This is a genomic window from Paraplanobispora siamensis, assembly GCF_016863175.1.
Lineage (GTDB): Bacteria > Actinomycetota > Actinomycetes > Streptosporangiales > Streptosporangiaceae > Planobispora > Planobispora siamensis.
This window is the reverse complement of the sequence record NZ_BOOJ01000004.1, coordinates 36051-46708: the sequence shown is the minus strand read 5'-3', so window position 1 is coordinate 46708 and position 10658 is coordinate 36051. Positions and strand designations below refer to the sequence as shown.

Here is a 10658-nt window from a genome sequence, read left to right as displayed (position 1 = left end):
TGCGGCATCGCATGAGCGCGCCATACGGCGGCACCGCGACTGCGGGAGGGACGGCCGCGTCCGGCACGGGTGCCTCCGCCCGGACCCTCGGCGATCACCCGTTACTCTCGCCCTACACGGACCCGCTCGGAGGAAGCCCGCCTTGACCTCTCTCGAACCGGCCTCTCTCGAACCGGCCTCTCTCGAACCGGCCTCTCTCGAAGCGGCCTCTTCCGCGCCGGCCTCGCCCGGGCCACGCCGCCGCGCCGTCGGGGTCGTCCTCGCCGGCGGGGTCGGCCAGCGCGTCGGCCGGGACACGCCCAAGCAGCTCATCGAGATCGGCGGCAGGACGATCATCGAGCACGCGATCGCCGCGTTCGACGGCGCGCCGGAGATCGACGAGGTCCTCGTACTGATGGCCCCCGGCTTCACCGGGGAGGTGGAGCGGCTCGTCGCCCGCAGCGGGTTCACGAAGGTCGGCCGGGTCCTGGAAGGCGGCGCCAGCCGTACCGAGACCACCTGGCGGGCGCTGCGGGCGCTGGACGGGCAGGACTGCGACGTGCTCCTGCACGACGCCGCGCGGCCCCTGCTGGAGCCGCGCATCATCACCGACTGCGTGGCGGCGCTGCGGGTCCACTCAGCGGTGGAGGTGGCGATCCCCAGTTCGGACACGGTCGTGGTGACCGCGCCGGGACCGCACGGGGATGGCGAGATCGTCAGCGAGGTGCCGGACCGCGCGCGGATCTGGCGCGCCCAGACACCGCAGTGCTTCCGGCTGCCGGTGATCCGCGAGGCCTACGAGCGCGCCTTCGCCGACCCCGCCTTCGCGGGCCGGCAGGCCACCGACGACTGCGGCGTCGTACTGCGCTATCTGCCCGACGTGCCGATCCACATCGTGCCGGGCAGCGAGCGCAACATGAAGGTCACCCACCCCGTGGACGTCCTGGTGGCCGAGACGCTCCTGGCGGCCGGCGCGAGCTGGACGGGCAAGTCCTGAAGCAGGGGCGGGTACGGCGGGGCGTGCCGGGTGGCGGGCCCATCCGGGGTGGGGCGGGTGCTGCCCACCCGTGAGGCGCGTCCACAGCAGGCCGGGTGTTGCCCACCCGGGCTGCGCCGCACAACAACCGCGCCCACCTACGACGCCCGATGGCATCGACCACCACACGCCCGCCACCTGACAAGGTCGGCCACCGCGATCTGCCTCCACCCCGCCACCGGCTGGTCCCTCACCCGCTCATCGAGCGCCAACGGCTGCGGACCGGACGCCGAAGGCATCGACCGGGCTGTCACCACGGCTACCTCCAGGCGCACGGCAAGTCCGACACCCACTGCCCGATGCATGCCGCGAGTCAGGTGATGTCCGCCGGGTCAGGTGATGTCCGCCGGGTCAGGCGATGTCCGCCGGGTCAGGCGATGTCCACAGCTCCGACCACGGCTACCTCCGGGGCACCACAGGCCCGGCAGCACCCCGCTGCCCGGGCACAGACTCGACCAGCGTGCGGCGCAGCCCCGGGTGGGCGACACCCGGCCCACCACGGACCCGCTCCACGGGCGGGCGACACCCGGCCCGCCACGCACCGCCGTACCCGCTCAACCTCAGGGCCTACTCGCCCACGACCCCCGAGGGCTGCCGAGAGCCGGTGCCCCACCCGCCGGGCGGACGGGGCATCCCCCTAGGAACCGGGCTTGCCCAGGCTCGCCGGGCTGGTCAGGAAGCCCCAGCCCCACGAGATGTGCATCGTGGCGTAGACGAACGGGAGCCGTACCAGCGCGGCGGGGGGCAGGCCGCTGCCGGTCACCGCCGAACCCGCGAGGATCGCCGCGACGTACCCGCCCGGCACCAGCAGGCCCGGCCAGAAGAACGGCGAGACGGCCAGCCCGGCCAGCATGGCCACCACCGCCGTGGGCGGCGCCAGGTAGCGCATGTTGATCGTGCCCTCGTGGGTGCGGGCGACCACGCGCCGCCAGCGGCCGTAGTGGAAGTACTGCTTGGCCAGGGCCTTGAGGTTGGGTCGCGGCCGGTAGGAGACGCGCATGCGGGGCTGGAACCAGACCAGGCCGCCCGTCCCGCGGATGCGGTGGTTCATCTCCCAGTCCTGGGCCCGCTGGAAGTGCTCGTCGTAGCCGCCGACCCGCTCCAGCGCCTCCCGGCGGAAGACTCCCAGATAGACGGTGTCGGCCGGGCCCGCGGTGCCGCCGGTGTGGAACCGCGCGCCGCCGACGCCTATCTTCGAGGTCATCGCGCGGGCCACGGCCTGCTCGAAGGGCGTGACGCCCTCGGCGGCCATGACGCCGCCCACGTTGTCGGCGCCGGTCTCCTCGAGCGTCTCCACCGCGACCCGGAGATAGTCCTCCGGGAGCATGGCGTGGCCGTCCACCCGCGCGATGATCCCGTTGCGGGAGGCGGCGATGGCGGCGTTGAGCGCGTTGGGCGTGCGGCCGGTGGGGTTGGGGACCACGGTCACCCGGGGGTCCTCGGCCGCGATCGCGTCGGCGACCTCCTGGGTGCGGTCCTTGGAGGGGCCGATCGCGAGGACGACCTCGATCGGTCCCGCGTATTTCTGCGACAGGACCTGGCTGACCGCCTCCCGCAGGTGGCGCTCCTCGTTCAGCACCGGGATGACGACCGAGATGGGGGGCCAGACGCGGGTCTCGGAAGACGGCGCCGGCGAGGGCGAGTCGGGGAACTGCTTCATGGCGTCGCTCACGCTACTGTACGAACGGGTACCTCATCGACCCAGATGGAGCCTAGGGGGGCTGATGCGCGACCGGGAAGACGAGGACTCGGGTGTGCATGTGGGCGGCGACGCCTACGGCAACGTCCGGGTGGCTCCCCGGCGCGCTCGCAGACCCCTGAGGAACCCCCGCGCCCGGCGACGCAACCTGATCATCGCGGGCGCGCTCTCCGCCGTGGTCCTGGCCGGCTCGGGCGCCGCCTGGTCGCTGCCCAACTACGCGGCGAGCAAGATCCGCTCCGTCGACGCGGGCGTGCCCGGGGCGCAGTCCACCGGCGCGATGAACATCCTGCTCGTCGGCGTGGACAAGCGTGACGACCTCACCCGCAAGCAGCAGAACCAGCTCAAGCTCGGCCGCGAGACCGGCGAGCGGACCGACACCATGATGGTGATCCACCTGTCGGAGGACCACCGCAAGGTCACCGTGGTCAGCCTGCCCCGCGACACCTGGACGACGATCCCCGGCAAGGGCGAACACAAGATCAACTCCGCGTACCAGCTCGGCGGCCCCAAACTCGCCACGCGCACGGTGCAGAGCGCCACGGGGCTGACGATCCACCACTACGTCGAGGTCAACGTCCTGGGCTTCATCAACGTGGTCGACGCGCTCGGCGGCGTCTCGGTCTGCACCCCGGTCGCGATCAACGACCCGAAGACCGCCCTGTCGCTGCAGCCGGGCACCTACTCGCTCAACGGCGTCAAGGCCCTGGCCTACGCCCGCACGCGCGCCACCGCCCGCTCCGACCTCGACCGCATCGACCGCCAGCAGCAGGTCATCTCCGCCCTGCTCAGCCAGGCGCTGAGCGGCGACACCCTGACCAATCCCGTCAAGCTCGCCCGGTTCGTCGACACCACCCTCGGCACGCTGCGGGTGGACGACGCGCTCCGCAAGAACCTGCTCGGCCTGGCCGACCAGCTCAAGGCGGTCTCCACCGACGACGTGGCCTTCGCCACCGTCCCGATCGCCGACGTCGACTACCGGACGCCCACCGGCGAGTCCGCCGTCCTGTGGGACAAGGCCGCCGCCCGGGAGCTGTTCCGCAGGATCGCCGCGGACGAGGCCCTGACCGAGCCCGCCAAGCCCAAGGCGACGGCCACTCCGAAGCCGACCCCCTCGGCCACCCCGCTGACCGTGCCGCCCTCGCGGATCGCCGTCAAGGTGCTCAACGGCACCCTGATCACCGGACTCGGCGCGCGCACCAGGAACGACCTGCTGAAGGCCGGCTTCCTCGTCCCCGAGGCCGCCGGGGACACCCAGCGCAGGGACCACAAGCGGACGGTCATCCGGTACGGCCCCGGCCGCGAGGACTCCGCCAGGACCCTGGCCGCCGCCCTGCCCGACGCCGACCTCCGCCTGATCGACGATCTCGGCGACAAGATCGAGGTCATCGCAGGCCAGGAGTACTCCGGGGTCAAGAAGGTCACGGTCGACGAGGCCGCGGGGCAGGCCACCCCGGCGCCCTCCCCGACCGCCTCGCCGACGGCCAGGACCGCCACCCAGAACATCTGCAAAAAATGATTCAGATTGCATAACCTGCGGCCCTCCGGGCAGATGGAAAAGTGCGGAGGTGATGATCGTGGTTCCGGCATTCGACATCCAGACATGGCAGGACGGCCCCTGTACGGTGGTACGAGCCGAGGGGGAGCTGGACATGATGGTCGCCCCCCGGCTCACCGCCGAGATCGACCGGATCCTGGAGGGTTCGGACCACCCCTGCCTTGTGCTGGACCTGACCCACGTGCCGTTCTGCGACTCGGTGGGCCTGGGCGCGCTGGTGGGCGCCCTCTCCGGGACGAGGGACGTCCAGGGTCGTCTCATCCTCGTGGTGAGCTCGGGAATGATCAGCCGCCTGCTGGCGATCACCAGCCTCGACCGCCACTTCGAGACCTGCAGCAGCCTTCACGAGGCCGTCGAGCACGTCGCCGCCTGAGCGGCCCGTCACGTACGGCCGGCGAGGCTGACATCCGTACAGCCCTGACATCCGTACGGCCGGCGGGGCTACAGCCGTACGGCCGGCGGAACTGACGGCCGCAGACCCGGCGGGGCCGGTCCGCTTCCCGCCTCCCTCCGCTTCCCGCAGAGACCGTTTCCTGCAACGCTTCGTGATGGAGCGTTCGCACGGCCGCTCCACGGGACCGACGGGAGCACGATGGAGCCTCTGCAGCCACGAGATCCGGACCGGGTGGGCGGCTACCGGTTACTGGGCCGTCTGGGCGAGGGTGGGCAGGGGACGGTCTACCTCGCCGAGGATCCCGCCGGTCTGCGGGTGGCGGTCAAGACCCTGAACGCCGCGTCGAGCTCCGATCCGGTACGGCGGCGCTACTTCGCCAGCGAGGCCTCGTTGATCCGCCAGGTGTCCTCGTTCTGCGTGGCGGAGGTCCTGGACACCGACCTCGAGAGCGATCGGCCCTACATCGTCAGCGAGTACGTCGAGGGACCCTCCCTGCGGTCCGCCGTCGCCACCGGCGGACCGCGGGCGGGAGGCACGCTGCGACGCCTGGCGATCGGCACCGTCACCGCGCTGGCCGCGATCCACCAGGCGGGGATCGTGCACCGGGACTTCAAGCCGCCCAACGTCCTGCTCGGCCCGGACGGGGCCCGGGTGATCGACTTCGGGATCGCCCGGCTGCTGGACACCGCCACCACCACGACCGGCAACATCATCGGCACGGTCGCGTACATGTCGCCCGAGCAGGTGTCCGGCTCCCGCGTCGGGTTCGCCTCCGACATGTTCAGCTGGGCCGCCACGATGGCCTACGCGGCGGGTGGCCGCCCGCCCTTCGGGCAGGACACCGTTCCGGCGATCATGTACCGGATCCTGCACGCCGAGCCCGATCTCCCGGCGCTGCCCGGCGACCTGGCCGAGGTGGTGGAGGCCTGCCTGGCCAAGGACCCCGACCGGCGCCCGTCCGCCCGGGAGGTGCTGCTGCGCCTGATCGGAGACGACGGCACGGGCGACGGGACCACTCTCGGGACCGGACGGGAGACGTCCCCCTCCGGGGCGGGAGGAACGCCCGGGCCTGGGCGCGAGACGTCCGGGGCGGGCCGGGAGGCGTCCGGGACAGGGCCCGGGACTTCGCCCGCCGTGACGGGGCGCGAGGCGCTGACCAGGCCCTCCGCGGCGTCGGCCCCGGCTCCCGCCGCGGGGGGCGCGCCGTTCCCGGCTCCCCGGGCGGAAGGGGCCCCGGCCGGGGCGGCCGCCGTACCGGCTTCGACTCTCCCGGTGGAAGGGGCGTCGGCCGTACCGGCTCCCACGCTCCCCGTGGAAGGGGCATCGGGCGCACCCGCTTCGACTCTCCCCGTGGAAGGGGCGTCGGCCGTACCGGCTCCCACGCTTCCGGTGGGCGGGCCACCGGCCGGGGCCACCGCCGTACCGCCCGCCACCATCCCGGGGACGGATGCCACCCGCCGGTTCGAGGCCGGGCGCGCAGAGCGGCCGGGCGGGGCGTCCCGGCGGAGGTGGCTCTGGGGAGCGCTCAGCGTTCTGGTGGCGCTGGCCGTCACGGCCGCGGTCATCCTGCTGCGGCCCGGCTCCGCCGATCCGGTCGCCGAGGCGGGAGGCGAGCTGCTGTTCTCCGACGACTTCAGCGAACGCAAGGGCTGGGACGGCTACACCTTCAACCCCGACGGCTCGGAGAGCGAGCGCACCTACCGGGGCCACGAGATCGAACGCGGCGTCTACTCACTGCGCGCCGATCAGTCCTATCCGGTCAGCCCGGCCCTGTCGCCGGTCCCGCCCAAGGATGCGGGCACGGCCTCGGCCGCCGCACCCGACGTGCTGATCGGCGTGACCGCCCAGATGAGGGCGGACTCCGTCGGGCCCGGCGAGTTCGGCCTGCTGTGCCGGTGGGACGAGGACATCGCCCAGGGATACATGTTCCTGCTCGGCCTCGACGGCACCGCCCGCGTCAGCAGGAACATCCAGGGGACCCACCAGGAGTTCGGGTCCGGACGGGCCACCGCCCCCTCCGCCGACCGGCCGGTACGGCTGCAGGCCGCCTGCCGTCCGAGCGGCACCGGCACCCGCCTCACCTTCTGGGTCGACGGCACCCAGGTGATCGACGCCACCGACTCCCAGGGGCTGCAGGCGTCCTCCACCGCCCAGTCCGGGCTGGTCGCGCAGGTGAAGCCGAGCGGAGGAGGGCCGCTCACGGTGTCCTTCGACGACTTCACGGTCCACCGGGCCCGGTGAATGAGAGTCCTCCGAAAGTTCTGAGAAAAAATTCCGTGACCCGTGTCGATCGGACGTCCCTCCGTTCGACGCGTCAGCAGAGGCCGGGAGAGACCCGGCAGGCGACGGAAGGAGACCCCGATGCGGTTCCTCATGATGACCACGGACGACGGCTCTGCGGGCAACCCCCCGGACGAGGCGATGATGGCCCAGATGGCCGAGTTCATCGAGGAGATGAGCAAGGCGGGGGTGCTGCTGGCCACCGGCGGGCTGGACCCGCGGGCCACCCGCATCACGTCCTCGGGCGGGAAGATCACTGTGACCGACGGCCCGTACACCGAGGCCAAGGAGGTCGTCGTCGGATTCGCGCTCATCGAGACGCGTACCAAGGAGGAGGCGATCGAGCTGTCCAAGCGCTTCTGGAAGATCGTCGGTGACGGCGAGGGTGTGATCCAGCAGGTGTTCGGCCCCGGGGACGCGTTCCCCGGCCAGTGACCGGCCATGGCGACCGTGTGCACGGTGAACCGTGACGGACCGCGCGCCCGATGAACGGCGACGGGCTCCCGACCAGGCGGATCATCCCGCCCGGGGGCCCGTCCGGCTTGCGCGGGAGGCGGTGCGGGTGCTCTGATCGTCCGCGTGACGGCCTCTGACACCCATCGGGCGATCGACGCGGTCTGGCGGATCGAGTCGGCCCGGATCATCGCCGGTCTCGCACGGATGGTGCACGACATCGGCCTCGCCGAGGAACTCGCGCAGGACGCGCTGGTCGCGGCGCTCGAACAGTGGCCTGAGTCGGGCGTGCCGGACAACCCGGGCGCCTGGCTCATGGCCATCGCCAAGCGCCGGGCCGTCGACCGGCTACGCCGTCAGCAGCGGCTGGAACAGAAGCTGGAGGAGATCGGGCACGGCCTGGAGACCGAGGACCCGGCGCCGGAGTTCGACGCCGTCCTCGACGCCGTCGACGACGAGCCCATCGAGGACGACATCCTCCGGCTGGTGTTCACCGCCTGCCACCCCATCCTGTCCCCGCAGGCGCGCGCCGCGCTCACCCTGCGGATGCTCGGCGGCCTGACGACCGAGGAGATCGCACGGGCGTTCCTGGTCTCGGAGGCGACCGTCGCGCAGCGGATCGTCCGCGCCAAGCGCACGCTCTCCGAGGCGGGCGTGCCGTTCGAGGTGCCCGAGGGGGCCGAGCGCGCCGGAAGGCTGGCCTCGGTCCTGGAGGTCGTCTATCTGATCTTCAACGAGGGGTACGCCGCGACCGCCGGCACCGAGTGGATGCGCCTGGACCTGTGCCAGGAGGCGCTGCGCCTGGGCCGCATCCTGGCCGAGCTGGCCCCGCAGGAGCCCGAGGTCCACGGGCTCGTCGCGCTCATGGAGGTCCAGGCCTCGCGCTCGCGGGCGCGCACCGGCCCGTCCGGCGAGCCCGTCCAGCTCCTCGACCAGAACCGCGCCCTGTGGGACCGGCTGCTGATCATGCGCGGCGTCGAGGCGCTGCTGCGCGCCGAGAAGCTCGGCGCCCCGCCCGGCCCGTACGTGCTGCAGGCCGCGATCGCCATCTGCCACGCGCAGGCCGCCACCGCCGAGGAGACCGACTGGGCGCGCATCTGCGCCCTGTACGAGGTGCTCGCGCGGGTGGCCCCGTCACCGATCGTGGAGCTCAACCGCGCGGTCGCGCTCGCCATGGCGTACGGCCCCGAACGCGGGCTGGAACTCGTCGACACGCTCGTCTCCGAACCGTCGCTCAAGGACTATCACCTCCTGCCCTCGGTCCGCGGCGACCTGCTGGCCAGACTCGGCCGCCTCGACGAGGCCCGCGACGAGTTCCGGCGCGCCGCCTCCCTCACCCGCAACGCCCCCGAACGCGACCTCCTCCTGGACCGCGCCGCCGCGTGCGGACCTGACTGACCCACAGCCCCGTCATCGACGGAATACGACACCACCACCGGCATCCCACGGAAGATCCGAATGCCGTCTTCGCATATTTCGGGATGATGCAACATTCCGGGGTCCCGATGCGTCTTAGCCGGGATGAGCGAGAGGACTCCGACCCGTGGATGACGCACCGGAATTCGCGGACTTCGCCGCCAATCGGGCTGACGCGTTGTTCTGCTACGCCTACATGCTCGCCGGCAATCCGCACGACGCCGCCGACCTGGTTCAGGAGGCGTTGGTACGGCTGCGCGGCTCGTGGCCGCGAGTGCGGCGCAAGCACGACCCGGAGAGCTACGTGAAGACCACGATCACCCGGCTGCACATCTCCGTCTGGAGGCGGCGCAAACGCGAACACCTGGCTCCGGAGGTGCCCGAACGGCCGCAGCCGGTGGCGGACTCGCCACTGGACCTCTGGGACGAGCTGGCCAGACTCCCCAAGCGTCAGCGTGCCGTACTCGTCCTGCGTTACTACGAGGACCGGTCGGATGCCGAGATCGCCCAGATGCTCGGCATCTCCCCCGGGACCGTGCGGAGTCAGGCGTCCCGCGCCCTGGACAAGCTGCGCGACACCGTCACCCCGCTGAGGAGCCTGCGATGAACGACGTCGAAGAGGTGCTGCGCCGTACGTTCGCCCGCGCGGAGGCCCGCGTCCCGGCCACGCCGCCGGATCTGCTGCACCAGGTGACCGTACGGCAGGCCCGGCGCAGGCGCCGTGGCCTGGTGCTGGCGGCCGCGGTGGCCACCTGTCTCGTGGCCGGGGTGACGTCGGCCGCGGTGTGGCGGGCCTCCGGACCGGAACCCGCCGCCACGCCGCAACCCGCCGTCACGACGGGGCGGACGCCGCCCGTTCACGAACCGCGGACCGTGGAGGAGATCGCGCCGCCGCTGCAACAGGTGATGCCCTCGGTGATGGCGGAGGTTCCCCGGAAGGTCCCGGACGGCAGGGCCTTCACGCCGAAGTCGTTCATCGACTCACGTACCGTGCTCGGATACGTGTCGAAGAAGGGCTACGATCCCGCGCCCGAATGGTGGGCCTACCGGCTGGACCCGCAGGCCTTCCGGCGCCTGGCCACCGTCGGCCGTCCCGTCGCGCCGATGGACTCACCGGCGGTGGGTGAAGGCGTGATCGCCTGGTACGAGCACGCGGACCGGGACATCCGCATCATGACGATCCCGGTGACCGGCGGCGCTCCCCGCGCGGTGACCTCGTTCCCGGCCGAGCGGGATGTGGACGAGGTGAACGGGGACAGCGTCTACGGCGTCAGCCTGGCCGTCGGGGACGGCAAGATCTTCTGGTCGTCGAACAAGTCGGGCGGTGTCGGTCAGGTCCCGCTGCAGGGCGGCGAGCCCTCGTCCGTCCCGGGCACGGAGGGGTCGCATATCTTCCGCTGGCCCTGGGCGGGGCGTCCCGCCGACGGTTCCATGAGGGGCGCGACGAGTCTGCTCAACCTGAGCACCGGGGAGCGGCTCAGCGCCCACCCGTGGGGGCAGTGCGACGTGACCTGGTGCATCGCCGGCAACCAGGCGACCCGCCGCGACGGCGGCCAGACCGTGGACCTGCCGGGCGACAACTCCTACTCACTCGTGGCCGACCGCCTCGTCACCATCACCCAGACCGACAGGCGGGGACGGAAGACCATGGCGGTCTTCGATCTCGCCACCTCCCAGGTCGGCAGGCTGTGGATCCGCGATGACCACAAGGCCTCCTCCACCCTCTACACCAGCACGGAGATGCTCTACTTCCGGCGCGGCGACAAGTGGATCGTCATCCACGGCCCCGACCGTTAGAGGGATCGGGGCCGCGGAGAGACGCCTCCCGGCGAGGACGGAGCCT

At 72.1% G+C, this 10658-nt stretch carries 9 protein-coding genes; 8 read left to right on the top strand and 1 reads right to left on the bottom strand.

Annotated features, from left to right (window positions below; all coding sequences use genetic code 11):
* Nucleotides 1-142: 142 nt before the first annotated feature.
* Nucleotides 143-976 carry an IspD/TarI family cytidylyltransferase gene (locus tag Psi01_RS01520; RefSeq protein ID WP_204062075.1) on the top strand — a complete coding sequence of 278 codons (834 nt, stop codon included), beginning with the start codon at nt 143-145 and terminating at the stop codon, nt 974-976.
* A gap of 676 nt (nt 977-1652) precedes the next feature.
* Here Psi01_RS01520 and Psi01_RS01515 read toward each other — a convergent pair.
* The gene (locus tag Psi01_RS01515) at nt 1653-2675 is read right to left on the bottom strand and encodes a glycosyltransferase family 2 protein (protein WP_204062079.1); all 1023 of its coding nucleotides are present in this window, start codon (nt 2673-2675) and stop codon (nt 1653-1655) included.
* Between the two features lie 64 nt (nt 2676-2739).
* Here Psi01_RS01515 and Psi01_RS01510 point away from each other — a divergent pair, with 64 nt between their 5' ends.
* The 7 genes from Psi01_RS01510 (at nt 2740) to Psi01_RS01480 (ending at nt 10612) form a co-directional block, all read left to right on the top strand.
* Nucleotides 2740-4233: an LCP family protein gene (locus tag Psi01_RS01510; RefSeq protein ID WP_204062074.1), complete on the top strand. Its 1494-nt coding sequence runs from the start codon at nt 2740-2742 to the stop codon at nt 4231-4233.
* 58 nt (nt 4234-4291) lie between these two features.
* On the top strand, nt 4292-4645 hold the full coding sequence (locus tag Psi01_RS01505; protein WP_204062073.1) for an STAS domain-containing protein: 354 nt from the start codon (nt 4292-4294) through the stop codon (nt 4643-4645).
* A gap of 219 nt (nt 4646-4864) precedes the next feature.
* Entirely contained in the window at nt 4865-6907 is a 2043-nt protein-coding gene (locus tag Psi01_RS01500; RefSeq protein ID WP_373872457.1) for a serine/threonine protein kinase, read from the top strand.
* A gap of 120 nt (nt 6908-7027) precedes the next feature.
* On the top strand, nt 7028-7381 hold the full coding sequence (locus tag Psi01_RS01495; protein WP_204062072.1) for a YciI family protein: 354 nt from the start codon (nt 7028-7030) through the stop codon (nt 7379-7381).
* A gap of 144 nt (nt 7382-7525) precedes the next feature.
* Nucleotides 7526-8797: an RNA polymerase sigma factor gene (locus tag Psi01_RS01490; RefSeq protein WP_204062071.1), complete on the top strand. Its 1272-nt coding sequence runs from the start codon at nt 7526-7528 to the stop codon at nt 8795-8797.
* A 145-nt stretch (nt 8798-8942) separates the two neighbouring features.
* The gene (locus tag Psi01_RS01485; protein WP_204062070.1) at nt 8943-9422 is read left to right on the top strand and encodes a SigE family RNA polymerase sigma factor; all 480 of its coding nucleotides are present in this window, start codon (nt 8943-8945) and stop codon (nt 9420-9422) included.
* Nucleotides 9419-10612 carry a hypothetical protein gene (locus Psi01_RS01480; protein ID WP_204062069.1) on the top strand — a complete coding sequence of 398 codons (1194 nt, stop codon included), beginning with the start codon at nt 9419-9421 and terminating at the stop codon, nt 10610-10612. The genes Psi01_RS01485 and Psi01_RS01480 overlap by 4 nt, the downstream gene beginning before the upstream one ends.
* Nucleotides 10613-10658 lie beyond the last annotated feature (46 nt).